Here is a 25768-nt window from a genome sequence, read left to right on the forward strand (position 1 = left end):
CATGACCGCTCCTGAACCCGGGACTGGTTCGAACCCGACAACTGATTCAGCGAAGGACCCCCAGCTCGCCCGCTGGCAGCGCTTCCGGAACAGCCGCAACGCGGCCCTCGCGAGTGAGCACGGCTGGCTGACGCTGACGTCCTTTCAGTGGCTGGAGGACCGTCCGTCCGCCGTCGAGCTCGCCCCGGGGCTCTGGTCCACGGACGGCACGGCGGCCCGCCTCACCGCCGCCGTGCCCGAGGGTCTGACCCTCGTGGAGACCGGCGAACCCGTGGACGGGACCGTCAGTGCCGAACTCGCCGACGAGGAATCGCTGATGTGGGTGCAGTACGGCGGCGACGACGGCCGCCAGGTGGTGGTGGAACTCGCCATGCGGGCCGGCAAGTACGCCATCCGCACGAGAGACTCCCAGTCACCGGTGTTCACCGGGTTCGACGGCGTGCCCACCTTCGACTTCCGTCCGGACCTGGTGATCGAGGCCCGGTTCGTGCCCTATGCCGAACCCGTAGACGTGCCGATCGGCACCGCCAACCCGCTTGTGGGTGGCATCCACCGCTCGGTCGGCGAGCTCGTCTTCCGCCTTCCGGGCTCGGAGCACGAGTTCCGCCTGCAGGCGGAGGAGGAGAAGCTCGGCGCCCTGACCGTCACCTTCCACGATGAGACGAATGGGGAAAGCACGGATGAGTGGCGGAAGGTGTCCACCGCCCGGCCCCGCGTCGATGCTGCGGGAAACCGAACGGTGATCCTGGATTTCAACCGGGCCATCAACTACCCCAGCGCCTTCACCCCCTACGGTACGTGCCCCATGCCGGTGAAGAACAACAGCCTGGACTATCGCATCACGGCCGGCGAGAAGGAGCCCGGGCTCTTTTAGACGATCGCGGACACCCCGGTGACGGCTCGTCCCGTGATCAGGGTGTTGATCTCGAACGAGCCCTCGTAGGTGTAGATCGCCTCGGCGTCGGAGAATATCTTGGCCATCCGGTAGTCGGTGACGATCCCGTTGCCGCCCAGCAGGGACCGGCCCATCGCCACGGTCTCGCGCATCCGGGCGCTGACGTAGGACTTCGCGAGCGCCACCTGCGGCATGTCCGCGGCACCCTGGTCCTGCAGCTGGGCGATCCGGACCATCATGCCCATGCTGGCCACGGCATTGCCGAGCATGGTCACCAGCTGCTGCTGGACCAGCTGGAACTTCGCAAGCGGCCGGCCGAACTGCTGGCGTTCGACGGCGTACTGCCGGGCGACGTCGAACGCCGCAAGCTGCTGCCCTACCGCCTGCCAGGCCACCATGATCCGGGAACCGCGCAGGAGCTCGTTGGTGTCTTCGAAGCTGCTGATGCCGGCGAAGCGGTCCGCCTCGGCCACGCGGACGTCGGTGAAGACGATGTCCGCGTTCTGCACGGTGCGCAGGGCGATCTTGTTTTCGATCCGGCTGCGGCTCACGCCGGGCAAGGTGGCGTCGACGATGAAGCCGCGGATGCCGCCGTCGGCCTCGTCCCGGGCCCAGACCAGCATGTAGTCGCAGAACGTCCCGTTGCCGATCCAGCGCTTGGCGCCGTTGAGCACCCAGGCGTCGCCACCGTCGGCCGCGCCGCCGGGAATCCGCCGGGCCCGGGTCTCCATGCCGCCAGCGACGTCCGAACCGTGGTCCGGTTCGGTGAGCGCAAAGGCACCTGTGGTGCGCAGGTTCGCCGCGTCGTCGAGCAGGCGCGCCTTCTGTTCGTCGGAGCCGAAGCCGTAGAGCGACTCCACGAAGAGGTCATGGTGGACCAGGAAGAAGGTCGCGAGCGAGGTGTCCACCCGGGTCATCTCGGCGATGACGATCCCGGCGAACAGGTTGCTGTAGCCGCGCTGGGCGGGGGCGCTGAGCTCCAGGGCGGCCAGCTTGGGCAGGATATGGGCGGGGAACTCGGCCTTGTTCCACCAGTCCGTGGCGAACGGTGCGACCTCGGCCGCCAGGAACTCCCGCAGCTGCGTCAATTTGGCCTGCTCCGCGTTGCTGAGCAGGGATTCGTAGTCGAAGTAGTCCGCCGCGGGCAGCCCCGCCACAGATGCTGCGGCCACTGCCGATGCGGCCGCAGCCGGTGCTGCCGCGGCAGCCGGCCCAGTCCGGGTCATTTCGGGCCCATGCGGATGGCGCCGTCGAGGCGGATGGTCTCGCCATTGAGCATGGCGTTGTCCACAATGTGCGCTGCAAGGTTGGCGTACTCGGCAGGACGGCCCAGCCGCGAGGGGTGCGGCACCTGCTGGCCCAGGGAGTCCTGCGCCTCCTGCGGCAGTCCGGCCATCATGGGGGTCTCGAAGATTCCCGGCGCGATGGTGACCACCCGGATGAGCGAGCGCGCGAGTTCGCGGGCGATCGGCAGCGTCATGGCGGCCACCGCGCCCTTGGAGGCGGCGTAGGCGGGCTGACCGATCTGGCCGTCGAACGCGGCGACGGAGGCGGTGTTGATGATGACGCCGCGCTCGGGACCGCCCAGTTCCGTGGCGGCGGGCTCGGTGGCGGCCATCGCGGCCGCGGCCAGGCGGATGACGTTGAAGGTGCCCACGAGGTTGATCTGGATGACGCGGTTGAAGGTCTCCAAGGGCAGCACGCCCTCGCGGCCCAGGACCTTGCCCGGGGTGGCGATTCCCGCGCAGTTCACCGCGATGCGCAGCGGGCCCAAGGCGACGGCGGCGTCGACGGCGGCCTGCACCTGCGCCTCGTCGGTGACGTCGGCGGGAACAAAGACGGCCGTGCGGCCGCCTGCCTCAGCGCCGCCAGTGGACGTGCCACCGCCGGCGTTCCGGTGAGCGGAAGCGGCGAGTTCGGCGGCAAACGCGGCCCCGGCGGAGCCCGGCAGATCCACGAGCACCACCGATGCGCCAGCGTCGAACAGGCGCCGGGCCGTGGCAGCTCCGAGCCCGGAGGCCCCGCCCGTAATCAGCGCGACAGTACCCTTGATGTCCATGCATCCTCCTTGATGTGGAACCGAACCCCGGCCGCCAAGCCTCGACGCGGGCGCCGCCTGAAGCAGCGGCCCGCCGGGAACATTAGTTAGTGCATGTTAACTGGAATGCCGGCATTCCGCACCTTTGCCCGCGCCCCGCGGAACGATTCCACCGCAAGCTTCACTGCACCCTTCGAAGCCGCCGTCAGGAACGGCGTCCGGGCGCGTCCCGCGATTAGGCTTGAACCATGACCCGCGCCGACGCCGCCCCCAACTGGTCCTTCCGCGCGGACGAGGCCGCCCGCTCGGTGACCAGGCTCTTCGGGCAACGGCTCTTCTTCCTGCCGGGGACCCACATCGGAGCAATCCTCCGGCCCTCGGGCCGGCTCAAGAACCTGTCCCGACCCTGGCACTACTGGTGGCAGGCGCACTACCTGGACTGCCTCGTGGACGCCGGCCGCCGGGAGCTGGGCTCGCCGGGGCATCCGGGCGCCAAGTTCGACGGCGAGAACCGGCCCAGCGCCGGCAGGCTCGCCTCCCGGCTCGTCACCGGGATTCGGCTCCGCAATTTCCTCACGGTGGTCAATGACTACTACGACGACATGGCCTGGCTGGCCCTCGCCACGCTCCGGCTGGACAGGCTCGCCGAGGACTCCCGCAAACGCACCGGTCGGGAGCGCAACGCCAAGGTCCTGCAGAGCCTGGCGCTCCAGTTTGACGCCGCTTCCACGGACGATCTGGGCGGCGGCACCTTCTGGAGCAAGAAGCGGGACTTCAAGAACACGCCCGCCACCGCACCGGTGGCCCTCTACTACGCGCGGACGGGCAACGGGGCCAAGGCCCAGGCGCTGCTGGAGTGGCTCGACGCCCGGCTCTACGCGCCTGAACAGGGCCTGTACCGGGACGGCCTGCGGATTTCCGGCACGGGCGAAGCGGTGCTGGAAGAGACCATCTACACCTACAACCAAGGGCCCGTCCTCGGCGCCCTGCTGGAACTCGGGGGCGAGGCGAACCTCGAGCGGGCGGCCGCGCTGGTGGACGCCGTGGCGCGCAGCCTCACGCAGCCGGCGCCGCTTCTGGGACGCAGCGCGGCGGTGTTGCGCTGCGAGGGAACGGGCGACGGCGGACTCTTCACCGGGATCCTGGTCCGATACCTGGCCCTTGCAGCCCTAAACGAGGGCCTTCCGGCCGAAACCCGGGCCACGGCGACAACCCTCGTAAATGACACCGCCCAGGCCCTCTGGGAAGGCCGGCGGATTCTCCCGGCCCACGACCGCCTCGCCCGCGGGGGCAGCCATCTGGTCTTTTCCAACCGCACCGAACTGCCGGCGCGCCGCAGCTATCCGGAGGGCGCCGCCGTCGAACTCTCCACCCAGCTCCAGGCCTGGATGATTCTGGAGGCCGCCGCATCGATCGCCCAGGCACACGCCCCGTAGGCCGCCCCGCAGGCCGCCCGCCACCGGCGCTAATTACGTCACGCAATAGTTTCGTAATTCATGTGATCCTGATCACTTAACGCGTTCTCAGGTTGGTTGCTTAGGTTTGGCTAACCTACAGTCTTTCTTAGTGAGCATGCCCTAACTTCCCCGCTCACGGGGGTCAGGGCACCTACGACGACTTCCTTGCAGAAAGTAGCCCCATGAAGATCCGCACCAACGCACTGGCGGGCATCGCCCTGGCCGCCACTGCCGCCCTGGGCCTGGCCGCCTGCGGCTCCGGTTCGTCCTCCCCGGCCGGCAGCAGCGCAGCCGCCGACGGCACCCCGTCCGGTGAGATCACGGTCTATAACGCCCAGCACGAGTCCCTGACCAAGGAGTGGGTGGACGCCTTCACCGCCGAAACCGGCATCAAGGTCACCCTGCGCCAGGGCGACGACACCGAGATGTCCAACCAGATCGTCCAGGAAGGCCAGGCCTCGCCGGCGGATGTCTTCCTCACCGAGAACTCGCCCGCCATGGCCCAGGTGGAGAACGCCGGCCTCTTCGCGGACGTGGACAAAGCCACCGTGGATCAGGTTCCCGCCGAATTCCGCCCCTCCACCAACAAGTGGACCGGCATCGCGGCACGCTCCACCGTGCTGGTCTACGACAAGAACAAGATCAGCGCGGACAAGCTGCCCAAGTCGATGCTGGACCTGGCCAACCCCGAGTGGAAGGGCCGCTGGGCCGCCTCGCCGTCGGGCGCCGACTTCCAGGCAATCGTTTCGGCCCTGCTGGAACTCAAGGGCGAAGCCGCGACCCAGGAATGGCTCAAGGGCATGAAGGAAAACTCCAAGGCCTACAAGGGCAACAGCACGGCCATGAAGGCCGTCAACGCCGGCGAGGTGGACGCCGCCCTGATCTACCACTACTACTACTACGGCGACCAGGCCAAGACCGGCGAGAACTCCAATAACGTCACGCCGTACTACTTCAAGAACCAGGACCCGGGCGCCTTCGTCTCCGTCTCCGGCGGCGGCGTGCTGAAGTCCTCGAAGAACGCAGCGGCCGCCCAGGCCTTCCTGAAGTTCATCACCGGCAAGAAGGGCCAGGAAGTGCTCCAGAAGGGCACCTCCTTCGAATACGCCGTCGCTTCAGGCGTCCCGTCCAACGAAAAGCTCGTACCGCTCAAGGATCTGCAGGCACCCACCGTGGATCCGGCCAAGCTCAATTCCGCCAAGGTCACCGAACTGATGACCCAGGCAGGGCTGCTGTAACGGCAGTGGCTAGCAAGCTGGCGGTCCCGGGTCCATCTGGTGATTTGACGACTGACACGACGACGGCGGGCAGGGGCAAGCGCCCCCGCCCGCCTTTCGGCGTCTCTGTTGTGTCCATTGTGGCGGTGCTGATCGCCTTGTTCTCCCTGGTGCCGCTGGCCTATGTGATCGTCATGACGGCCGCCACCGGGTGGGACACCGCCGTCTCCCTGATCTTCCGCCCTCGGGTGGGCGAACTGCTGCTGAACACTGTGCTCCTGACCGTGGTGACGGTGCCGCTGTGCCTGATTCTGGGCGTGGGCGGCGCCTGGCTCGTGGAACGCACCAGCCTGGTGGGCCGGAAGTGGTGGGCCGTGCTGCTCGCGGCCCCGCTGGCCATCCCCGCCTTCGTCAACAGCTATGCCTGGGTTTCCGCGGTCCCCTCCCTCGGCGGGCTGTGGTCCGGGGTCCTGATCGCCACCCTGTCCTATTTCCCGCTCGTCTACATCCCGGCCGCCGCGACCCTCAGCCGCTTGGACCCGGCCATCGAACAGTCCGCCGCGTCCCTCGGCCTCGGCGCCTGGCGCGCCTTCTTCCGCGTGGTGCTGCCGCAGCTGCGCATCGCCATGACCGGCGGAGGCCTGCTGGTCGCGCTGCACCTGCTGGCGGAATACGGGGCCTTCGCGATGATCCGCTTTGACACGTTCACCACCGCGATCATGGTGCAGTACCAGTCCACCTTCAACGGGACCGCCGGAAACATGCTCGCCAGCGTCCTGGTCTTCCTGTGCCTGATCCTGCTGCTCGTGGAAGTCCGCAGCCGCGGCAGCGCCCGGTACGCCAGGATCGGTTCGGGTGCCCAGGCGCGCGCCTTGCGGCTACCCCTGCACGCGTACCAGGTCCCCGCCCAGCTGTCCCTGATCGCCCTCACCGCGCTGGCGTTCGGCCTGCCGCTGACGTTCGTGCTGCGCTGGGTCATCGCCGGCGGGCCGGACGTCTGGGCCGCGGAGGAGTTCATGCCGGCCCTGCTGCAGACCCTCGCCTACGGCATCGCCGCGGCCGTGGTCACCACCCTGGTTGCGTTCCCCATGGCCTACCTTGCCGTGCGGCATCCGGGCTGGTTCAGCAAGTCCCTGGAGCTCTCCAACTACATCACCAGCTCCATGCCGGGGATTGTGGTGGGCCTGGCGTTTGTGACCGTAAGCATCCGGATGCTCCCCAACATGTACCAGACCTCGGGACTCCTGATCGCGGCCTATGTGCTGTTGTTCCTGCCCCGGGCCCTGGTGAACATCCGCTCCGGGCTGGCCCAGGCGCCGAAGGAACTCGACGAGGCCGCGCAGGCGCTCGGCAAGCCGCCCCTGCTGGCGTTCCTCCGTGTGACGCTGCGCCTCACGGCCCCCGCCGCGGCCGGCGGCGCGGCACTAGTGTTCCTGGGGATCGTCAACGAGCTCACGGCCACGCTGTTGCTCTCCCCCAACGGGACCCGCACGCTCGCCACCGAGTTCTGGAGCAAGAGCAGCGAGATTGACTACGCCGGCGCCGCTCCGTATGCGCTCCTGATGATCCTGATCTCGGCGCCCATGACCTACCTCCTTTTCCAGCAGTCCAAGAAAGTGGCCGGACAGTGACCGATTTTTACCCTCCGCACGAGGCACCCTCCCGTCTCCCCGAGCCGCGGATCGCGGCGTCCGTGGCGCCCAGCACCAACAGCCACCTGGAAATCGACGCGGTCACCAAGAACTTCGGGCCCCAAGCGGTGCTCAAAGGCGTCAACCTCTCCGTCGCCAAGGGCGGAACGACGGCGATCGTGGGACCGTCCGGTTCCGGCAAGACCACCCTCCTGCGGCTGATCGCCGGCTTCGAACACCCCGATACCGGCACCATCTCGCTCAACGGCAGCAAGGTGGCGGGAGAGGACGCCTGGGTCCCGGCCCACAAGCGCCACGTCGGCTACGTGGCCCAGGACGGCGCCCTGTTCCCGCACCTGACCGTGGGCCAGAACATCTCCTTTGGCCTGGACACCGGCAAACTCCCCGGCGGACGCGGCGGCGTCAAGGCGCGGGTCGGCGAGCTTTTGGAAATGGTCTCGCTGGACCCGTCCATGGCCAAGCGCCGCCCGCACCAGCTCTCAGGCGGCCAGCAACAGCGGGTCGCACTTGCCCGGGCGCTGGCCCGCGAGCCCGAGCTGATGCTCCTGGACGAGCCGTTCTCCGCCCTGGACGCCGGCCTGCGGGTGGCGACCCGCCGTGCGGTGGGCCAGGTCCTGAAGGACGCCGGGGTCACCACAATCCTCGTCACGCACGACCAGGCCGAGGCGCTGTCCTTCGCCGACCAGGTGGCCGTGATGCGCGGCGGCAAGCTGGCACAGATCGGCAACCCGTTCGTCGTCTACACACGCCCGGCGGACCGCGCCACCGCCGAATTCCTCGGTGACGCCGTCATCCTGGATGCCTGGATGGAAGGCTCCCTGGCCACGTGTTCGCTCGGCGGGATCCCCGTGCGCCGCCCGCCGGCGCAGGGCCGGGTTCAGCTGATGCTGCGGCCCGAGCAGATCCGCATTTCCGAGGACGGCCCCATCCGCGGCACCGTGGTGGACACCGACTACTTCGGCCCCGAGACCACCGTCCGGCTCCAGCTCCCCGTCCCGCCGGTCCTTGCCGCCGGCGCCGTCCCGGACCACCGCTACCCCGGCGGCGGGGAAATCATCACCATCCGGCACTGGAACGCCTCCATCGCCCGCCCCGGCACCGAGCTGAGGCTGCGCGTGGTGGGCGAGGCCGTGGCGTTCCCGATGGACGACGCGCCGGTCCAATAGGACATTGAGCCCTCCGCGGGCCCCGGCATAGGGTGGGCGAATGACTGTTCAGCCAGGCCTGCACCGCCAGCACTGCTCCGTTGCCGCCCCGACGCAGCTGTGGCTCGATCCCGACGGCCGACTGGCCGGCGAGTCCAACCCGCCAGGCGCCGGGCAGTCCGGTCAGTCAGCCGGCGGGTCCACCGATCCGGCCGGGTTCACCGGGCTCCTTCACGGCGACACCCGGATGCTCTGCCGCGCCCTCGTACGCGTCAACGGCCTCGAGCCAGAACCGGCCACCGTCGAGACTCAGCCCGGCGGCGTCCTGCGCGTGCGGGGACTCGTCCGCGGCATCCCGGGGCCCACCGAAGATCCCGCCGTCGAGCTTGTCCAGACCTGGACCGTGACGCCCGGAGTGGTGCGGCATGCCCTGCAGCTGCGCACGTCACTGGATTCCCTCGACGTCGAGATCGACGTTGAGCTGGCCGCCGACTTCACCGACATGGCCCAGATCCGGCTCAGCCGCTTCCGCGACGCGTCCGCGCCGGTCTCGGCCGACCAGTCGGCGTTGCGCTGGCGGGAGGGCGGGAAGAGCCTCGCGGTGGCGGCGCCCGGCGCTGTGACCCCGGAGGGCCGGCTCGCCTGGCACGGGAGCCTGGGCCGGGGCCGGCCGTTCGAGGCAGAATGGCAGGCCGTTCTCACCGACGATGACGACGCCGTGGTGGCGGCGCGGCCGCCCGCCCCGCGGCCGCCGCGGACCGGACCGGCCGGGGCTCTGGGCCTGCTCCTGGACAACTCCCTGGATGAAGTGGCCGGGCTCCGGCTGGCCACCCGCCAGCTTCCGCACGCTCCCTTCATCGCCGCCGGGGCGCCCTGGTACTTCACCCTGTTCGGGCGCGACTCGCTGTGGGCGGCGCGGCTCCTGCTGCCGCTGGACACCGGGCTGGAGACCGGGCTTGCCGCAGGCACGCTGCGGGCCCTGGCGGCCTACCAGGGCACCCGGACAGACCCTGCCGCTGCCGAGGAACCCGGCAAAATCCTGCACGAGCTGCGCTCCAAGGAACTCGTGCTCGAAAGCCAGGGCCTGCGCCTGCCGCCGGTGTACTACGGCGCCGTGGATTCCACCCCGCTGTGGCTTTGCCTGCTCGGTGAACTCCGGCGCACCGGGCCCGACGACGCGGTTATCCGGTCGCTGCTGCCGAACGCGGCACGCGCCGCGGACTGGCTGCTCGCCGCCGGCACGGGAGCGGGCAACAACGCCGGGTTCCTTAGCTATCGGGACGCCACCGGGCACGGCCTGAGCAACCAGGGCTGGAAGGATTCCCGGGACGCCATGCAGTTCCGCGACGGCCGGCAGGCGGAGGGGCCGATCGCCCTATCCGAGGTGCAGGGCTACGCATACCAGGCGGCCCTGCAGACGGCCGAGCTGTTCGACGCCTACGGGGAACCCGGCGGCCAGGCGCTGCGGGACTTCGCTGCCGCCCTCCGGCTCAGGTTTCGGGAGCGCTTCTGGGTTGACGACGACGCCGGGCCCTTTCCGGCCATGGCCCTGGACGGGCACGGGGTTCCCTTGGACATCCCGGGCTCGAATATGGGGCATCTGCTGGGCACGGGCATCCTGGATGCGGCCGAAGCCCGGATCGTGGCTGACCGGCTCGTGGGCCCGGAGCTGTTCTCCGGCTACGGCGTGCACACGATCTCCCGGCGTGCCGCGGGGTTCTGGCCCTTCAGCTACCACTGCGGATCCGTGTGGAGCCACGACACCGCCATCGCAATCCGCGGCCTCCTGGCCGACGGTTTCATCCCCGAGGCACGGACCCTGGCCGATGGCCTGCTCGCCGCGGCAGCCTCGTTCGGGCACCGGCTGCCGGAGGTGTTCGCCGGTGTGCGGGCTGAGGACTCGGGGGTCGCGGTGCCCTACCCGGCGTCGTGCCACCCGCAGGCGTGGTCCTCAGCCTCGGCGGTGGTGATCGCCCAGGCGATGGGCGTCGGGCTCTAACAGGCCGTCTTCTGACGGGTACTCCTGCGCCGCGTACGCCGGCATTGCCGTCTGTGCGGCTGGGACGGCCGGCGCCGGCAGCCGGGCGGCCCTGGCGGTGCGCAGCCCGTCGGCCAGGATGACGGTCCCGGTGACGGCGAGCGCCAGGCCGATGGAGGCGAGCACGTCCGTCAGCCAGTGATAGCCCAAGTAGAGTCGACTGAAGGCGACCACCAGCGTCCCCGCGGCCGCGGCCGCGAAGCCGAGGGCCGACGTCGACCGTTTGCTCGTCCGCGTGCCGCGGGCCGTCACCAGCAGGTAGCTCAGAACGCACAGGAACACGCCGGCGCCGAACGTATGGCCCGAGGGGAATGACAGGGCGTCGTCCGGGCCCAGCATGAAATCGCTGGCGGCGGGCCGGGGACGGGCGACGTCGTGCTTGATCAGAGTGGACACCGCAAGGGCTGCCGCCATGGCACCGACCAGCAGGGCCGGACGCCAGATTTCCCGTTTCCACGCCGCCCATACCAGGGCCAGCACGCAGCCGATCACGGTCATCCACAGTGGCGACGTCACCGTGGTCACGGCCGTCAGGATGGAGGTGACCAGCGGGTTCCGGGACGCCACGAGCCCGTCGTGCACGGGCCCGTCGAGGGCAGCGGCACCGCTGTTCGACTGCACCGCGGCAAGCATGGTCCAGAAGATCGTCTCCCCCGCGACCAGCAGGCCCGCGGCCACGAAGAAGAGCCGCCGCTGGGACGACAGCGGCGGGCGGGCGGAGGGTCGCGGAACACGCTGGGCAAGGAGCATCGCTCCATCCTGCCAGCGGCAACTACCCGTAACCCGGACGGTTTCTGGGAGTTCTCTGGGATCCGCGGCAGGGGCCGCCGTTACTCTTCCCGGGGCCGCTTGGTCTGCGGGTACGGCGTTTCGAACCGGGCGAGCATCTCCACGAACCCGGCGATCTTCCTCTCCCGCGTGGCGGTCTGCTTGACCCCGTTCGTGCGATAGATCAGGGCAAACCGGTTCACCGAGGTCAGGACCTCGAACATTGCCTGTGCCCGGGGCTCCGCCGCGATTGCCGCGGCGAGGTCTTCCGGGACCTCTGCCGTGGCTGCGCCCGAATAGGCGGCCTCCCAGCGTCCGTCCGCCTTGGCGCTGAGGACGGCGGCCTGTCCGGCCGGTGCCATCCGCCCCGCCGATTCGAGGCGTTCAACCCGCTCCACGTTCCGCGCGGACCACACGCTCTTGGGTCCGCGCCGGGTCATCCGCTGGTACGAGCTATCGTCGTCCCGGCGACGGCCCTGCCCGTCGATCCAGCCAAAACACAGCGCCTCCTGCAGTGCGGCCTCGTAGTCCAGCTCGGTCACCGAGCCGCCTTTCTTGTGCAGCACGAGCCATACGCCGGGGCTCTGCGCGTGGTGCAGTTCCAGCCAGGCACGCCACTCGGCGGCATCCTTGACCAGCAATTCCTCGAGTTCAACAGCCATGGCCCTATTGTGCCTTTCGGACCTGACCACAGGCACTGCTTTGGTGGGACGATATCCCTGAAAGCCGATACCCGTGACCATCTTCAGGAGCAACGATGCTGCGTGTCCGCCCGATCCACTTCACTTCCCGCCTTGATGAATGGGAGCGGCTGCTCACCGATCTGGGCCTGGTCAAGACCGTAGACGAGCCCACCTGGCGGGTGTTCGACGCCGGTTCCGGCCGCCTCGCCCTTCACTTCGTCGAGCAGGGCTCCGCAGAGGACGGCACCACATCCTTCGGCGTCGAAGTGGGCGATCTAAAGGAATTCGCGCGGCGGACCACGGAGGCGGGGGCGCAGGGCGGACCCGGGCCGGTCGGCGGCACCACCGCGGAACTCATCGAAGCGGACCACGGTTCATCCTGCCGTATCACCGCCGCTGACGGTTTCACTTTCCTGGCGGACCCGGCCCCGCGCGATGCCGACGGCAGCTGGGGCGGGTCGGCGGAAGCGGACCCGGGCCTCGCCGTCGTCGGCGTATGGTTCTCCGAAAACGCCGTTGCGGCGGCGCAAACGCTGCGCGATATCGGTGCCCGGCCCCGGCCGGTCCCGGGCAGCGGCGCCGGCAGCGGCGCCGACACAGCGGAGTCCGAAGCGTTCACGGCGAAGAACGGCGGGATCCTGATGGTCGGTGCAGGCGCCGGGGCCGCGCGTGCCGGCTTCGGCTTCGAATACGCCGGCGACTTTGACGCCCTGCATCAGCGGCTGAATGAGGCGGGTCACGAGGCGGCGGTCATTGAGGAAGCTGCCATCCCGACCCTGCACGTGGTCAACCCCGATGCGGACGGCTTGGCTGCCCACCCGCCGCTCTGGATTTCCGCGGCACCCGCGGAGGGGTGAGCGCGGCAGGACTCTATCTGCCCGATCCCGTCCGCGCGGTGCACCTACCTGGAGCACAAACAATATCCCCGATCTGAGGCGCGGCGCGGGGAACGGGTGAGGGATGGGGTAGAACTTAACCATGAATGTGCGCACCCCTGACCCGAATCCCGGCTGGCTCTCCGACGACGACTTGTTCGAAGCGCGGGGAAGGCTGCCGATGGTCTACGTCGAGGCCGTTCCGGTCCGGCTGGATCCCCTGGGGTTTGTGAACGAGGTCGGCACCCTCCTGCAGGCCGACGCGGACGGCACTATGGTCCGGTCCCTGGTGTCGGGCCGGGTGCTCTACCGCGAGACCATCCGCGCCGCTCTCCTCCGCCACATGGAAAAGGACCTGGGCCCGCTCGCCTTCCCCCAGTTGCCCGTCAGCCCGGTGCCGTTCACGGTGGCCGAGTACTTCCCGTCGCCGTCCCACACCGGGTTCACCGATGACCGCCAGCATGCCGTCGCCCTGGCGTACATCATTCCCGTCACGGGCGAATGCTCCCCCCGGCAGGACGCCCTGGAACTGACCTGGATGACCCCGCAGGAGGTCATGAGTTCGGACGTGCAGCTTGAATTCAGCGGCGGCCGCGGCGCCCTGATACGGCAGGCGCTGGCTTTCGCGGGAGTCGGCAACTAGCCGGTTCCCCTGGGTCCGGCGCCGCCCGAGGGACGCTCGGGGCAACAGCAGCGTCCCCGACTTCGGGCACCTGATTTTGTAGACTGTTGGGCGGACTGCAAGAGAACTTTAAGGACTCCCGATGACCCACCCCCCAGCCTCCCGGAACCACAGTGAACTTCAGGCTGGATCTCTACGGGCCGGCGATCACCTGATTCTGCCCGATGGAAACCGCTCCGCCGAGGTCCATCAGGTGGACGTCGAAACCGACGATTTCGGCACGCCCGCCATGGTTCTGGCGACCCTCAGCGGCGGCGGTGTGCTGCGGATCGCGGCAGGATCAACCGTCCGGATCACGGACGACGCGGAGACGGCTGAGATTGACACGGAGGACACGACGGAAGCCGCGGCGTTCACTGATTTCGCGGCCGCCGGCACCGCCGATACAGCACCCCCGAATACAGGTTCCGCTACTTCCGATGCCAGCGCATCCGACGCCGATACCTCCGATGCCGGCACAGTCACCGCCCCGGGCCAGGAGGGCTCCGACGCTGCCGCGCCCGGCGTCGTCGTTCCTCCCCTGCCCCTGGTGCCGCCCGCGGTGAGCGGACCCAGCGAGACGGACCTGGCGCTCATCCCGGCACCGGACGGCACACCGGAATCCGTGGTGGAGGCGGTGGCAGAGGCGCATCCGGGCGCCGTCGGCGTGCTCCTGGTCAGCGAACGGCTCGCCAAGGGCATTAACACCAAGTCCGGGAGCTGCCTAAAGGACCTCAGCGACCTCGCCCACGAACTCTTCGTCATGCTCAAGGACGCCGAAAACGCCCTGGCGGTCGCGGACCTGCTCAACGTCCTGCCGTTCGACGGCAACCCGGGCCGCTGGGCCTCGGTGGAGGCATCGCTGGCGCTCTCCAGCTACATATGCCGCCAGCTGGGCCAGGACGAGCGCGCCGGAATCTACGAGAAATTCCTTCGCGCGCCCGAGGCCATGGAGGCGGACCCGTTCAAGGCCAGGATCAACGCCAAAGTGCGTCAACGCTCGCTCAACGAGCCCAATCTGTACGACAAGGAAATCTTCCGCTCGATCGACAACTCAAACCCTGATGCGGAACGCGAATGGCGGCTGCTCCGGCTCGAGGCGCTCCTGTTCCTGCGCGCGCACGGCGGCTCTGAAACCATCGGCGCCGCCGAGCTGGAACGCCGGATCGGCAACGAGCTGGAATCCGTCCGCCCCTGAGGGACTCGCGATCGTTCCCACCCGCCCCCGGCCGATCGTGCCCGGTCCCAGCCGGTCCTGCCCGGTCCCAGCCGGTCCAGCCGACCCGTTGGGCCCTACCCGTTCGGGGCCCGGCGTTGTAGATTCACCCCATGACGAACAATCTGAGCGTTGTGATCAATTCGGACGCGCAGCAAGTTTGGACCATGCTGCGCGAACCCGCCAGAATCGCCCAATGGCACGGCTGGAACGCCGATGACCAAGAGGCCGAAATCAACGAAATCTACTTCGGCCCCAATGTGGTCGAAGGCGCGGACCACACCTCCCTGGTGGTCGACGGCGGAGACGTCTTCACCTTGAAACCTGTCCCCACGGGCACGGAAGTCAGCGTCACCCGGGCGGCGATCGACCACAATTCCGAATGGGCCGCCTGGGACGAGGACATCACCCAAGGCTGGCTGACCTTCCTCCATCAGTTGCGCTTCGCCTTGGAACGGCACCCACACGGCAAACGCCGGACCTTCTTCTTCTCCGTACCCGGCACCGGGGGCTCGGCGATAGAAAACCTCGGGCTCAGCGATGTCCCGGCGCCCGGGGACCCGTATTCGCTCACCTTGCCCACGGGCGAGGAGATCTCCGGCAAGGTCTGGTTCCGCAGCAATCACCAGGTGGGCCTGACGGTCCACAACTACGCCGAGCACGGCGAGGGCCTGCTGATCGTGGCGGACCAGCCCGCCATCGCGGACGTCCGGCCCGACGGCGGATCCCTGGCGATCATCTCCACCTATGACCTCGGGGCCCACCAGCTGGAGGCGATCCGCAATTACTGGGACAAATGGCGGGCTGAGAACTACCCCACATCGGATCCCGTCCACTAAGGCTTAGGCAGCGTTAGCTGGCACACTTGAACCGTGCCAGCCAATCCTGTCTCTGATCCTTCGCCCGCCCGGCAGTCCGAGTTCTCCTTCCGTGTGGGCAAGCGCCTCAGCGAGGCGTGCCCGCCGTCGGCCGGTCAGATCGCCGCCAACGGCGGGGAGTTCCTGGGCCGGACCGGCACCATCGCCACCCCGCACGGCGAGATCCAGACTCCGGCGTTCATCGCCGTCGGCACCAAAGCCACGGTCAAGTCAGTGCTGCCGGAATCCATCGCCGAGCTCGGCGCGCAGGCCGTGCTGGCCAATGCGTACCACTTGTACCTGCAGCCGGGAGCGGACATCCTGGACGAGGCCGGCGGTCTGGGCGCCTTCATGAACTGGCGCGGGCCCACCTTCACCGATTCCGGCGGCTTCCAGGTGATGAGCCTGGGCTCGGGGTTCAAGAAGGTCATCGACATGAAATCGGTGGACCATTCGGGGCCGGACGACGCCGTCGCCCCCGGCAAGGAACGCCTGGCCCACGTCGACGAGGAAGGCGTGTGGTTCAAAAGCCACCTCAACGGCGACCGGCACCGGTTCAGCCCCGAGATCTCCATGAACGTCCAGCACCAGATCGGCGCGGACATCATGTTCGCGTTCGATGAGCTGACCACGCTGCAGAACTCCCGCGGCTACCAGGAGGAATCCCTGGAACGCACCCGGCGCTGGGCCGAGCGGTGCATCACCGAGCACTTCCGGCTCACATCCGAGCGCGTCGGGAAGCCCTACCAGGCCCTCTTCGGAGTGATCCAGGGCGCCCAGTACGAGGACCTGAGACGCAAGGCCTGCCGCGACCTCGGCGCCATGAACTTCGACGGCTTCGGCATCGGCGGCGCACTCGAGAAAGAAAACCTCGGCACGATCGTGCGCTGGTGCAACGAGGAGCTGCCGGAGAACAAGCCGCGGCACCTCCTGGGCATTTCCGAACCCGACGATATCTTCACCGCAATCGAGAACGGCGCGGACACGTTCGACTGTGTCTCCCCCACCCGGGTGGCCCGGAACTCGGCGTTCTACCACCCGACCGGCCGGTACAACCTCTCCGGCGCCAAGTACAAGCGCGATTTCGGCCCGCTCCAGGAAGACTGCGACTGCTACGCCTGCCTGAACTACTCGCGGGCCTACATCCACCACTTGTTCAAGGCCAAGGAGATGGTCTCGGCGACGCTGATCTCGATCCACAACGAGCGCTTCGTGGTGAAGATGGTGGACGACGCGCGCCTGGCTATCGAGTCCGGCAACTTCTTCGACTTCAAGGCCGAGACCCTGGGCCGGTACTACTCCTAGGTTCCGCTGCCGCCGTCCAGGTCGCCGAAACGTTCCGGACCCGGCGTCGAATTCGCCGGAACCTCTCGAGGTCGCCGTAACGTTGCGGCGATCCCGCAGCTTTCCGGCGACCTCGCGATTCACCGCACGACGACGGCCCCTACTCCGCGTGCTCTCCGTCCAGCCCCACAAACCTGTTCTCCAGCGCGCTGCGCCGGGCGGCGTCGAGCACCTCAAGGGTCCGGACCCCCTCGGCGGCCGGCACCGCCGCGGCCAAGGCGCGCGGCCTGTCCGTTCCGGCAGGCCTTTCCATGATCGGCTACGACACCACGGTGCGCGTAGAGTTCCGGCCCGCCGTCGAACTCGCCGGTAAGGCCCGAATTCGCCGCGAATCTCCGGCGACCCGGCAAGTTTCCGGGGACCCCGCCGTTATCCACATCGCCGTTATCCACATAGCGACGGCGGAGCCTCCCGGGCGCGTCGACGGTACCTGAAGCTGGTGCCATGTCGCAAAACCCCTCGCTGGAACTACCCCCGACGGGCAATCTCTGGCGCACAGCAGAACTGCTCGACCTCGGCTACGGCTCGCGGACCATCCGATCCCTCCTGGATTCGGGCGCCCTGGTCCGGCTCCGGCACGGCTGCTACATCCGCGCCAGCCTCTGGAACACCCAGTCCCCGGACATCCGGAACAGGCAGCGCATCTTCGCGCACGCCCATGGAACGCGTACGACGTCGACGGGCACCTTCCTCTACAGCCACACGTCCGCAGCGCGGCTCCGCAGCCTGTTCCTCTGGAACGTGGATGACGCCATCCACATCCTCCAGAAAGCGCGCCCTTCGAACGAGCGCCACGGCAGGGACGTCCGCTGCCACACACGCCCCTTTACCGAACACGACGTCGCCGTTGTCCGCGGCCTACCGACGACGTCTCTGGAACGGACCGTTGCCGACTGCGCCATGGTGCTGCGCTACAGGCAGGCCTTGATCCTCACAGACCATGCGCTTCGCCTGGGCGCGGATCGTGTAGCCCTGCAGGCCATGGCGGATGCACTGGATGGCCGCCGGGGCATCCGGACATTCCGCCGCGTCCTCATCACGGCGGATCCGCGGTCCGAATCTGCGGGCGAAACGCTGACCCGCGAGCTGATCCACCGGCTTCGGATCAAGCCTCCTGAGCCGCAACTGGAAGTATCAAGCCGCGTCGGGCGCCACCGTCTGGACTTTGCGTGGAAAGAGGAGAAGCTAGCCCTCGAGTTCGACGGCAAGACCAAGTACTTCGACTACAGGCCCACAGCCGAAGTGCTCTTCGAGGAACGGCGCCGGGAGAAAGCCCTGGCTGAAGAGGGCTGGCGGTTCATCCGCGTTGAGTGGGAACACCTGTTCCGCGAGCAGGAATTCAGGAACCGGCTGCTTCGTGCTTTAGCCGGCCGCCCGCACCCCTGACAGGCCCGTGAGTCGCGAATTCGCCGGACGCCCGCGACGTCGCCGGAAACTTACGGCGACCTCGCACGTTTCCGGCGATTTCGATGCTGCCGGGTCCCGCACTGTGACCGGGCCGGGCGTCGTGGCAGGATGGGGGCATGGAGGAGCCCCGTGCCTGACACCGCGGTTTCCACGCGCGCCCTCGTCAAGCGATACCGCGGAGTCACCGCCGTCGACTCGCTCGACCTCGACGTCCGCCGCGGCGAGATTTACGGGTTCCTCGGCAGGAACGGGGCGGGTAAGACGACCACCATCCGCATGCTGCTCGGCCTCATCCGCCCGAGCAGCGGGGCGGTGACGGTCCTCGGCCGGCGCATCCTGCCCGGCGAGACCAACGTGTTTTCGCGCGTAGGCTTCCTCGTCGAGACGGCTACCGCCTACCCCAACCTCACCGTGCGCGAGAACCTCGACATCCAGCGCCGGCTCACCGGCTCACCAACCCGGACGGTCGCCGACTCGATCGCTCTGCTGCGCCTGGGGCCGTACGCCGACCGACGCGCCGGGCAGCTCTCGCTCGGCAACAAGCAGCGCCTCGCGCTCGCCCGCGCACTGCTGCACTCCCCCGAACTACTCGTGCTCGACGAACCCGCCAACGGGCTCGATCCTGCCGGCATCGTCGAAATCCGGGAACTGCTCCGCTCGCTTGCCGACGAGCGTGGCGTCACCGTCTTCATGTCGAGCCACATCCTCGCCGAGGTCGCCCACCTGGCGGACCGTATCGGCATCGTCCACGACGGCCGCCTCATCGAGGAGTCATCACGCGACGAACTCGCCGCGAAGGCACGCGCCTTCGCGACCGACGCCTACACGTCCGAAGAACGCGAGCAAGCGCTGCTCACACTGGATCTGGAGCGCTACTTCCTCGCGCGCACGGGCGAGAAGCCGAAGAACGGGGATGCCTGATGTTCGGTCAGGTTCTCGCCACCGAATTCGTCAAGCTCCGCCGCGCCAAGGCAACGTGGGCCACCCTGGCGGTGCTGGCGCTGATGCCCCTTGGCATCGCATTGTTCATGTGGATCGTGCGCGAACCCGGGCGGGCTGCCCAGCTGGGGCTTCTGGGCACCAAAGCGAGCCTTACCGGGATCGAAGCAACGTGGCCTGCGTACTTCTACATGCTCACGCTGATCTTCGGCGTCGGCGGGATGCTGCTGCTGGCGTTCATTGTCGCCTACCTGTTTGGCCGGGAGTACAGCGACGCCACCGCCAAGAACATGCTCGCGCTGCCAGTGGGCCGTCACTGGTTCGCCGTCGCCAAGCTCCTGGTCGCGGCGGTCTGGTGGATGGCGCTCGTCGCCATCGTCCTCGTCGAAGCGTTGGCGATCGGACTGGCGATGGACCTGCCGGGGTTCTCTACGGCCCTGGCCGCCACCGGAATCGCACGCGTGCTGCTTGCCGCGGTGATCTCGTTCCTGCTCGCGCCCGTGGTCGCCTGGATCGCCGTGTGGAGCCGCGGCGAGGTGGCCCCCATCGCCTTCTCGCTCGTCATGCTGGCCCTCGGCAATTTGTTCGGCAAGACCGGCTGGGCGGAGTGGTTCCCCTACTCAATAGTCCCGCTGCTGATCGGCATGGTGGCCGACCCTATCGACTCGCTCCCGGCAGGCAGCTACGCGGTGCTCGCGGCGACATTCGTAGCAGGGATCGCTGCCACCATCCTGCAACTGCGGTTCGCAGACAACGCTCAGTAACCTAGCGGCGGGACGCGTCGATAAGGCCCTTGTCGCCGTCGTTGCTGTCCGCATCGGTGCCCGCGGCGGCGGGCTCCCAGGCGTGACCCTGCTCGTGGTCAAGGTGCGTGGACTTCTTGTTCGTCAGCGCGAAGATGTAGACCAGCAGGGAGATGCCGATAGCCACCGTGACATAGGTGAAGAACAGCTCCTCCTGCCCTGCCTTCTGCAGTGCCGCGCCGATCAGCGGGACGGTGCCGCCGAAGAGCGAGTTGGCGATCGCATAGCCCAGTCCGACGCCGAGGGCGCGGATGGATGCCGGGAAAAGTTCGGCCTTCACCAGGGCGTTGATGGAGGTGTAGCCGCCCACGATCAGCAGGCCGCCCATCATGAGCAGGAACGCGGTGAACGGATCCTTGGTGCCTGCCAGGGCGGAGAGCAGCGGCCACGTGAACAGCACGCCGGTGATGCCGAACCAGAGCAGCAGCGGCTTGCGGCCCACCTTGTCCGAGATGATGCCGTAGACCGGCTGGAGCAGCATGAAGATGAACAGCGCCCAGAAGTTGATCACCGAGGTGTCGGTCTTGGCGATGCCCGAGGTATCGTTCATGAACTTCAGGATGAAGTTGGTGTACGTGTAGAACGCCACCGTTCCGCCGAGGGTGACCCCGATGCAGATCATCAGGGGCTTCCAGTAGCTGGTAAACAGCAGCTTCATGGTCCCCGGCTGCGCCTCGCCGGCCACGGCGGGGGTCTTTGCGGCCTTGATCTGTTCGGCCGAAACGGTCTCCTCCATGGAACGCCGCAGCCGCAGGACCACCAGCGCGGCGACGCCGCCCACCGCAAACGGGATCCGCCAGCCCCACTCGGTCAGCTCGGCCTTGGGCATGACGTTCTGCAGGACCACGAGAACGAGCAGGGCCAGCATCTGGCCGCCGATCAGCGTGACGTACTGGAAGCTGGAGAAGAAGCCGCGGCGTTTGGTGGTGGCGGCCTCGGACATGTAGGTGGCGCTGGTGCCGTATTCGCCGCCCGCGGAGAAGCCCTGGATCACGCGGATGAGGACCAGCAGGATCATGGCCCACAGCCCGATCACGTCCTGGGTGGGCAGGACCGCAATAGCGAAGGAACCGGCGGACATCATGGTCACGCTCAGCGTCAGGGCGGCCTTGCGGCCCTTCCGGTCGGCGTACCGGCCGAAGAACCAGGCACCGATCGGGCGCATCAGGAACGACGTCGAGAAGACGGCCATCGCCTCGAGACCGGCCTGGAGCTCGTCCTTGGAGTTGAAGAAGTGCGTCTGGAAGTAGGCCGCGAAGACCGTGTAGACGTAGAGGTCGTACCACTCGACGAGGTTTCCGGCCGAGCCTTTGAGGATGTTGCCGACGGCTTTCCGGGTCTGGGCCGCTTCGGTCAGTTGGGTGCTCATCAATGAACCTTCCTGGATCCGGCGCCGCCGGTAAGCACCACCGTCCGCCACCCTAGTCCGCGTGATCCGGGACACTCGGGTTTTGTTCATACTGTTCACGGAATACTTGTTCAAGAGCGCAATACGGACGGATTTAGCCCAATGGCAGGATGGGACCATGACTTCTACCGCATTCGACTCCGCTGCCCTGGCTGCTACCGACACCACCGCCTCCCCCGCTATCGCGCTGACCATCGCAGGCTCCGAAGCGACCGGCGGCGCCGGCGCGCAGGCTGATCTGAAGACGTTTCAGGAACTCGGCGTCTTCGGGATCGCGAACCTGACCTGCATCGTGTCCTTCGACCCCAAGGACAACTGGAACCACCGCTTCGTCCCGGTAGACCAGCAGGTCATTGCGGACCAATTGGAGGCGACGACGGCGGCCTACGGTGCCGCGTCCGGCGCACCGGCCGTGTTGGATACCGTGAAGATCGGCATGCTGGGCAGCCCCGCAACGATTGCGACCGTGGCCGCGGCACTGTCCGACGGGCAGTTCGCCAACGTGGTGCTGGATCCGGTGCTGATCTGCAAGGGCCAGGAGCCGGGGCACGCCCTGGACACCGACCAGGCGCTCAAGGCACAGATCCTGCCGTTGGCCACCTTCGTCACGCCGAACCACTTCGAGGCCGAGTCGCTCTCCGGGCTGGAAATCACCGACGTCGAATCTCTCACGGCCGCCGCCGTCCGCATCCATGAGCTCAGCGGCGCGGCGGTTCTCGCCAAGGGCGGCGTGCGGCTGGAAGGCCCCGACGCCGTCGACGTCTACTACGACGGCGAAACCCTGGAAGTCCTGTCCGCCCCGAAGGTGGGCGACGTGGCCGTGTCCGGTGCCGGATGCTCGCTGGCCGCCGCGGTGACGGCCGAACTCGCGAAGGGCGCGACCCCGCTGGAGGCCGCCCGGACGGCCAAGGCATTTGTGACCGCGGGGATCCGGAACCGGGTGGCCTCGGGTGCCCCGTTCGACGCCCTCTGGCAGGGCGGCCCGCGCTAGAGCCCCTCCGGCCCGTGCGTCGAGTTCGCCGGAAACTCTCCAGTTCGCCGAAAGTTTGCGGCGAACTCGAGCCCTTCCGGCGATTTGGCTCCAGGCCGGCCGCCCATCACCGGGGGTCGGCCACAGTTCCTATGAACAGGGGCAGCCCGGTCTCGACGTGCACAATCTGGTAGTGGAACGGCCTGTCGAAGTCGATGGTCTGTTCCGGCTTCGGCGGCACTCCGGTCACCATGCCGTCGATTCGGGTCACCGCCGCGGCCACCGTTCCCTTCTCCGCAACAGTGATGCTGGCGGCCTGCGCGGCCTGGGTGATGGTGAGCCCCGGCTGGATGGCGTCGAAGTCTTCGGTGGTGGTGAGGGTTGTGTCCAGCCCCAAGGATCCGAGCACTTTCCGGAGGTCGAAGCTGCTCTTGTGCTCCCACCGGGGCAGCGCGATCTGCGTGAACACTGCTGCGGCCCGGTCCAAGGCAGCAGCGACTTCCGCCAGCTTGGCCGAAGTGAGCGCGTCCGGCCCGATGTCCGGGCCCGGGAGCACCACCCGCATCACAAATCCGCTGGCGTAGGGCAGGTCCACGGCTCGCCAGCCGGCACCCTCCGCGTATGCCAGATCCAATGCCTGGTACATCGTGGGCACGCTGATTTCCTCGCCTCTGCTCACAATGAACGGCGCCTCCGAGGTGTTGCAGGGATCGAACGGCGAGCGCCAGGCTGCAGCAAAGAAGAGCGCGTTGAGGAGGCTGAAGGTGGTGCCCGGGTCGTACTCCGCCGGTGCCTCCTTGATCCGGCCACGCGTGTTCCGGTCCACCCAGGCATCGAGGGCCGGCTTGGTGGCGGCCTCATCAGCGAAGTGAACGGGATACACGCCCGTGCCGAAGTGGCGGCCGAGCGCGTCCAGGAAGCCGTGGCCGGTGGACACGCTGCTGTCCACGAACAGTCCGTTGGCGGCATGCATGACGGGTTTCCGTGGCGGGTCCCTTTCGTCCACCGGGCCGGGAGCGCCGTCGTACGCCGCCAGGAACCCGAGCAGGGCGTTCATGGCCTCATCCCGGTTGCCGGCCGGGAGTCCCAGCACCTTGTCCATTTCGACGGCGGTCTCCCCGGCGGCACCGGCCCGCAGCATTGCGAGCGCTATCAGCAGGCTGCCCGGGGACGACACCACGTTTCCTTCGGACCCTTCACCGCCGTCAGCCAGGAGAGCGGCTCCCAACGTCAGGGCGGATGCCCGGAATGCCTGAAATTCGGCAGCGTACGCGGTGCGGTCCACCGCAACCCGCTCAACGCCCTCGGCCTTCAACAGCGCCGGTGGCGGGGGCGAACACGCCGTGAGCGCCCCCGCGCGCTCCCCGCCGGCCCGATTCCAGGCATGCGGTGATTTTTCATTGCCGCTCCGGTCGTGTAGTTAGTGCCCAGTTCGCCTGAATCTCTCCAGTTCGCCTGAAACTTCCCGCGAGCTGGAGAATTTCCGGCGAACTCGGAGGGCCTCAGCGCCTCGGGATGTTGCGCAGGTTGCTCCGGGCCATGCTGACGGCCTCGCCCGCGCCTCGGTTGAGGACCACCTTGGACATGGCCGTGGCGAACCCCAGGACCTGCGCGCCCTTGATCTTCGGCGGGAGGGACAGCGCCTTGGGGTCCGTGATGAGCTCCACGAGCGACGGGCCGGGATGGGCAAACGCTTCCCGGTACGCGGCCTCGATGCGGGACGGATCCGTGACACGCACGGCATGGAACCCCAGGGCCCGGGCGACGTCGGCGTAGTTGGCGTCGGGGACGTCCACGCCGAAGTCAGGGAGCCCGTCCACCAGCATTTCGAGTTTCACCATGCCGAGGGTGGAATTGTTGAAGACCACGACGTTGACCGGAAGCCGGTGGGCGGCGACCGTGATGAGCTCGCCCAGCAGCATGGACAGGCCGCCGTCCCCCGAGACTGAGACCACCTGCCGGCCGGGGTAGGCCAGCTGAGCGCCGATCGCGTGCGGCAGCGCGTTGGCCATGGAGCCGTGCAGGTACGAGCCGATCAGCCGGCGGGTGCCCAGAGGGTTGATGTACCGCGCGGTCCAAACATTGCACATGCCCGTATCCGCCGTGAAGATCGCGTCCTCTGCCGCCACCTGATCTAGCAGCGAGGCCGCATATTCCGGGTGGATAGGCTGTTTCTTGCCCACGTTCCGGGTGTATGCGCCCACGGCCTTGTTCATGAGACGGTCGTGCTTCTTGAGCATCGAATCGAGGAAGCGGCGGCTCTTCTTGGCCTTGATCAACGGCATCAGGGCCGCGAGCGTGGGAAGGACGTCGCCGTGGACGGCGACGTCGACGTCGGTCCGCCGCCCGAGTTTGTGGGCGGCCCGGTCCACCTGCGCCGTCCGGGTTGCCGGCAGGAACTGGTCATACGGGAAGTCGGTGCCCAGCAGGATCAGCAGATCCGCGTCCTCGATGCCCTCGGCCGCGGCGCCGTAGCCCAGCAGGCCCGTCATGCCGATGTCATACGCGTTGTCGTACTGCATGAAGTCCTTGCCGCGGAGCGAGTGGCCGATCGGCGCCGCGATCAGTCCGGCGAGCGCCACCACCTCGTCGTGCGCGCCCTCGACGCCGGCCCCGGCAAAGATGGCCACCTTGTCCGCCGCGTTGATGGCGTCTGCCAGCTCTTGAACGCTGGCGGGATCCGGGGTCAGCGTCGCCGGCCGGAATGCGGCCGGGGCCGGGGTCGGAGCGGTCGCTTCGAGGCCGGCGATATCACCGGGAAGGGTCACGACGGCGACGCCCCGGAGCCCGACGGCGTGCTGGATGGCGCTGTGCATGACCCGGGGCGCCTGCTCCGCAGTGCTGATCAGTTCGGAGTAGACCGAGCATTCGTTGAAGAGCCGGTCCGGGTGGGTTTCCTGGAAGAAACTGCTGCCGATTTGCTTGCTCGGGATGTGCGAGGCGATGGCCAGCACCGGCGCCCCGGAACGGTTGGCGTCGTACAGCCCGTTGATCAGGTGCAGGTTGCCGGGTCCGCAGGAGCCGGCGCAGACCGCGAGCCGGCCGGTCAGCTGGGCTTCGGCCGCCGCGGCGAAGGCGGCTGCTTCCTCATGCCGGACATGGATCCAGTCGATGCCGCCCTGCTGCGAGCCGCCGGTCTTGCGGACGGCGTCGACGAGCGGGTTGAGACTGTCCCCCACGATCCCGTAGATGCGCTGCACGCCGGCAGCTTGGAGTTGTTCGATGAGCTGGGTGGCAAGTTCCTTGGCCATGGGTGCACGCTCCCGCGAGGTGGGTCGATGAGCTGACACAGGCCAATATAGTCCGCCCTGCTGTCAGCCACGCCCAAGGCGACGCTCCCTCACCTTCCGCAGCAAATCGCCGCGCGACTCGCCTAATGTGCGGGAACGACGGCA

The 25768-nt window shown here is 68.1% G+C and carries 24 protein-coding genes; 16 read left to right on the top strand and 8 right to left on the bottom strand.

Going from position 1 to position 25768, the window contains the following annotated elements:
• The first annotated feature begins 1 nt into the window (after position 1).
• On the top strand, positions 2-874 hold the full coding sequence (locus tag BLR03_RS17125; RefSeq protein WP_091255025.1) for a DUF1684 domain-containing protein: 873 nt from the start codon (positions 2-4) through the stop codon (positions 872-874).
• Here BLR03_RS17125 and BLR03_RS17130 read toward each other — a convergent pair.
• Both BLR03_RS17130 and BLR03_RS17135 read right to left on the bottom strand, forming a co-directional pair.
• Positions 871-2121, bottom strand: coding sequence for an acyl-CoA dehydrogenase family protein (locus tag BLR03_RS17130; RefSeq protein WP_254788568.1), 1251 nt, complete (start codon positions 2119-2121; stop codon positions 871-873). The genes BLR03_RS17125 and BLR03_RS17130 overlap by 4 nt on opposite strands.
• Positions 2118-2954, bottom strand: a complete 837-nt coding sequence (locus tag BLR03_RS17135; protein ID WP_091255027.1) for an SDR family NAD(P)-dependent oxidoreductase — start codon at positions 2952-2954, stop codon at positions 2118-2120. The genes BLR03_RS17130 and BLR03_RS17135 overlap by 4 nt, the downstream gene beginning before the upstream one ends.
• A gap of 227 nt (positions 2955-3181) precedes the next feature.
• Here BLR03_RS17135 and BLR03_RS17140 point away from each other — a divergent pair, with 227 nt between their 5' ends.
• The 5 genes from BLR03_RS17140 to BLR03_RS17160 all read left to right on the top strand — a co-directional run bounded on the left by BLR03_RS17140 (position 3182) and on the right by BLR03_RS17160 (position 10403).
• Positions 3182-4369: a glycoside hydrolase family 76 protein gene (locus BLR03_RS17140; RefSeq protein ID WP_091255028.1), complete on the top strand. Its 1188-nt coding sequence runs from the start codon at positions 3182-3184 to the stop codon at positions 4367-4369.
• Positions 4370-4572: 203 nt separating this feature from the next.
• A complete protein-coding gene (locus BLR03_RS17145) occupies positions 4573-5628 on the top strand; it encodes an iron ABC transporter substrate-binding protein (RefSeq protein ID WP_091255030.1) in 1056 nt (351 codons plus the stop codon).
• A gap of 110 nt (positions 5629-5738) precedes the next feature.
• Positions 5739-7238, top strand: coding sequence for an ABC transporter permease (locus tag BLR03_RS17150; protein ID WP_091255033.1), 1500 nt, complete (start codon positions 5739-5741; stop codon positions 7236-7238).
• The gene (locus tag BLR03_RS17155) at positions 7235-8425 is read left to right on the top strand and encodes an ABC transporter ATP-binding protein (protein WP_254788569.1); all 1191 of its coding nucleotides are present in this window, start codon (positions 7235-7237) and stop codon (positions 8423-8425) included. The genes BLR03_RS17150 and BLR03_RS17155 overlap by 4 nt, the downstream gene beginning before the upstream one ends.
• 40 nt (positions 8426-8465) lie before the next feature.
• Positions 8466-10403, top strand: a complete 1938-nt coding sequence (locus BLR03_RS17160; protein WP_091255035.1) for a glycogen debranching N-terminal domain-containing protein — start codon at positions 8466-8468, stop codon at positions 10401-10403.
• Here the strand turns inward: BLR03_RS17160 and BLR03_RS17165 are convergent.
• The gene (locus tag BLR03_RS17165; RefSeq protein WP_091255037.1) at positions 10356-11192 is read right to left on the bottom strand and encodes a phosphatase PAP2 family protein; all 837 of its coding nucleotides are present in this window, start codon (positions 11190-11192) and stop codon (positions 10356-10358) included. The genes BLR03_RS17160 and BLR03_RS17165 overlap by 48 nt on opposite strands.
• 80 nt (positions 11193-11272) lie before the next feature.
• Positions 11273-11872 carry a YdeI/OmpD-associated family protein gene (locus tag BLR03_RS17170; RefSeq protein WP_091255039.1) on the bottom strand — a complete coding sequence of 200 codons (600 nt, stop codon included), beginning with the start codon at positions 11870-11872 and terminating at the stop codon, positions 11273-11275.
• Positions 11873-11967: 95 nt separating this feature from the next.
• On the opposite strand from BLR03_RS17170, the gene BLR03_RS17175 reads away from it, so the two are divergent.
• The 5 genes from BLR03_RS17175 (at position 11968) to tgt (ending at position 16807) form a co-directional block, all read left to right on the top strand.
• Positions 11968-12750 (top strand): hypothetical protein, encoded by a 783-nt coding sequence (locus tag BLR03_RS17175; RefSeq protein WP_091255040.1) that lies wholly within the window; start codon positions 11968-11970, stop codon positions 12748-12750.
• Between the two features lie 121 nt (positions 12751-12871).
• Positions 12872-13411 (top strand): NUDIX hydrolase family protein, encoded by a 540-nt coding sequence (locus BLR03_RS17180; protein WP_091255041.1) that lies wholly within the window; start codon positions 12872-12874, stop codon positions 13409-13411.
• A 121-nt stretch (positions 13412-13532) separates the two neighbouring features.
• The gene (locus tag BLR03_RS17185; protein WP_091255042.1) at positions 13533-14627 is read left to right on the top strand and encodes a DUF6707 family protein; all 1095 of its coding nucleotides are present in this window, start codon (positions 13533-13535) and stop codon (positions 14625-14627) included.
• A gap of 131 nt (positions 14628-14758) precedes the next feature.
• Complete coding sequence (locus BLR03_RS17190; protein ID WP_091255043.1) at positions 14759-15484, top strand: SRPBCC family protein; 726 nt, start codon at positions 14759-14761, stop codon at positions 15482-15484.
• Between the two features lie 33 nt (positions 15485-15517).
• Positions 15518-16807 carry a tRNA guanosine(34) transglycosylase Tgt gene (tgt, locus tag BLR03_RS17195; protein WP_091255044.1) on the top strand — a complete coding sequence of 430 codons (1290 nt, stop codon included), beginning with the start codon at positions 15518-15520 and terminating at the stop codon, positions 16805-16807.
• A gap of 139 nt (positions 16808-16946) precedes the next feature.
• Here the strand turns inward: tgt and BLR03_RS24505 are convergent, their stop codons facing one another.
• Positions 16947-17099 carry a hypothetical protein gene (locus BLR03_RS24505; RefSeq protein ID WP_175460599.1) on the bottom strand — a complete coding sequence of 51 codons (153 nt, stop codon included), beginning with the start codon at positions 17097-17099 and terminating at the stop codon, positions 16947-16949.
• Between BLR03_RS24505 and BLR03_RS17200 the strand changes: the two genes are divergently transcribed.
• From BLR03_RS17200 to BLR03_RS17215, 4 genes are all read left to right on the top strand, one after another.
• The gene (locus BLR03_RS17200; protein WP_091255045.1) at positions 17098-17280 is read left to right on the top strand and encodes a hypothetical protein; all 183 of its coding nucleotides are present in this window, start codon (positions 17098-17100) and stop codon (positions 17278-17280) included. The genes BLR03_RS24505 and BLR03_RS17200 overlap by 2 nt on opposite strands.
• 10 nt (positions 17281-17290) lie before the next feature.
• Complete coding sequence (locus BLR03_RS17205) at positions 17291-18232, top strand: type IV toxin-antitoxin system AbiEi family antitoxin domain-containing protein (RefSeq protein WP_091255047.1); 942 nt, start codon at positions 17291-17293, stop codon at positions 18230-18232.
• Positions 18233-18361: 129 nt separating this feature from the next.
• Positions 18362-19174, top strand: a complete 813-nt coding sequence (locus BLR03_RS17210) for an ABC transporter ATP-binding protein (protein ID WP_091255048.1) — start codon at positions 18362-18364, stop codon at positions 19172-19174.
• On the top strand, positions 19174-19956 hold the full coding sequence (locus tag BLR03_RS17215) for an ABC transporter permease (protein WP_091255049.1): 783 nt from the start codon (positions 19174-19176) through the stop codon (positions 19954-19956). Before BLR03_RS17210 ends, BLR03_RS17215 begins: the two co-directional genes overlap by 1 nt.
• A 1-nt stretch (position 19957) precedes the next feature.
• Here BLR03_RS17215 and BLR03_RS17220 read toward each other — a convergent pair whose 3' ends face one another.
• Positions 19958-21364, bottom strand: a complete 1407-nt coding sequence (locus BLR03_RS17220) for an MFS transporter (protein WP_091255050.1) — start codon at positions 21362-21364, stop codon at positions 19958-19960.
• A 157-nt stretch (positions 21365-21521) separates the two neighbouring features.
• On the opposite strand from BLR03_RS17220, the gene BLR03_RS17225 reads away from it, so the two are divergent.
• Entirely contained in the window at positions 21522-22394 is an 873-nt protein-coding gene (locus tag BLR03_RS17225; RefSeq protein WP_091255051.1) for a hydroxymethylpyrimidine/phosphomethylpyrimidine kinase, read from the top strand.
• Positions 22395-22500: 106 nt separating this feature from the next.
• Here BLR03_RS17225 and BLR03_RS17230 read toward each other — a convergent pair whose 3' ends face one another.
• Positions 22501-23550 carry a serpin family protein gene (locus tag BLR03_RS17230; protein WP_254788570.1) on the bottom strand — a complete coding sequence of 350 codons (1050 nt, stop codon included), beginning with the start codon at positions 23548-23550 and terminating at the stop codon, positions 22501-22503.
• A 325-nt stretch (positions 23551-23875) separates the two neighbouring features.
• On the bottom strand, positions 23876-25624 hold the full coding sequence (locus BLR03_RS17235; RefSeq protein WP_091255056.1) for a pyruvate dehydrogenase: 1749 nt from the start codon (positions 25622-25624) through the stop codon (positions 23876-23878).
• Between the last annotated feature and the right edge of the window lie 144 nt (positions 25625-25768).

The sequence above is a fragment of the Arthrobacter sp. ok909 genome, assembly GCF_900104405.1.
In the GTDB taxonomy this organism is placed as follows: domain Bacteria; phylum Actinomycetota; class Actinomycetes; order Actinomycetales; family Micrococcaceae; genus Arthrobacter; species Arthrobacter humicola.

Coding starts and splice junctions, on each gene's coding strand:
- BLR03_RS17125 (WP_091255025.1), top strand. CDS start 2: ATGACCGCTCCTGAACCCGGGACTGGTTCGAACCCGACAACTGATTCA.
- BLR03_RS17130 (WP_254788568.1), bottom strand. CDS start 2,121: ATGACCCGGACTGGGCCGGCTGCCGCGGCAGCACCGGCTGCGGCCGCA.
- BLR03_RS17135 (WP_091255027.1), bottom strand. CDS start 2,954: ATGGACATCAAGGGTACTGTCGCGCTGATTACGGGCGGGGCCTCCGGG.
- BLR03_RS17140 (WP_091255028.1), top strand. CDS start 3,182: ATGACCCGCGCCGACGCCGCCCCCAACTGGTCCTTCCGCGCGGACGAG.
- BLR03_RS17145 (WP_091255030.1), top strand. CDS start 4,573: ATGAAGATCCGCACCAACGCACTGGCGGGCATCGCCCTGGCCGCCACT.
- BLR03_RS17160 (WP_091255035.1), top strand. CDS start 8,466: ATGACTGTTCAGCCAGGCCTGCACCGCCAGCACTGCTCCGTTGCCGCC.
- BLR03_RS17165 (WP_091255037.1), bottom strand. CDS start 11,192: ATGCTCCTTGCCCAGCGTGTTCCGCGACCCTCCGCCCGCCCGCCGCTG.
- BLR03_RS17170 (WP_091255039.1), bottom strand. CDS start 11,872: ATGGCTGTTGAACTCGAGGAATTGCTGGTCAAGGATGCCGCCGAGTGG.
- BLR03_RS17175 (WP_091255040.1), top strand. CDS start 11,968: ATGCTGCGTGTCCGCCCGATCCACTTCACTTCCCGCCTTGATGAATGG.
- BLR03_RS17180 (WP_091255041.1), top strand. CDS start 12,872: ATGAATGTGCGCACCCCTGACCCGAATCCCGGCTGGCTCTCCGACGAC.
- BLR03_RS17185 (WP_091255042.1), top strand. CDS start 13,533: ATGACCCACCCCCCAGCCTCCCGGAACCACAGTGAACTTCAGGCTGGA.
- BLR03_RS17190 (WP_091255043.1), top strand. CDS start 14,759: ATGACGAACAATCTGAGCGTTGTGATCAATTCGGACGCGCAGCAAGTT.
- BLR03_RS17200 (WP_091255045.1), top strand. CDS start 17,098: ATGATCGGCTACGACACCACGGTGCGCGTAGAGTTCCGGCCCGCCGTC.
- BLR03_RS24505 (WP_175460599.1), bottom strand. CDS start 17,099: ATGGAAAGGCCTGCCGGAACGGACAGGCCGCGCGCCTTGGCCGCGGCG.
- BLR03_RS17205 (WP_091255047.1), top strand. CDS start 17,291: ATGTCGCAAAACCCCTCGCTGGAACTACCCCCGACGGGCAATCTCTGG.
- BLR03_RS17210 (WP_091255048.1), top strand. CDS start 18,362: ATGGGGGCATGGAGGAGCCCCGTGCCTGACACCGCGGTTTCCACGCGC.
- BLR03_RS17215 (WP_091255049.1), top strand. CDS start 19,174: ATGTTCGGTCAGGTTCTCGCCACCGAATTCGTCAAGCTCCGCCGCGCC.
- BLR03_RS17220 (WP_091255050.1), bottom strand. CDS start 21,364: ATGAGCACCCAACTGACCGAAGCGGCCCAGACCCGGAAAGCCGTCGGC.
- BLR03_RS17225 (WP_091255051.1), top strand. CDS start 21,522: ATGACTTCTACCGCATTCGACTCCGCTGCCCTGGCTGCTACCGACACC.
- BLR03_RS17235 (WP_091255056.1), bottom strand. CDS start 25,624: ATGGCCAAGGAACTTGCCACCCAGCTCATCGAACAACTCCAAGCTGCC.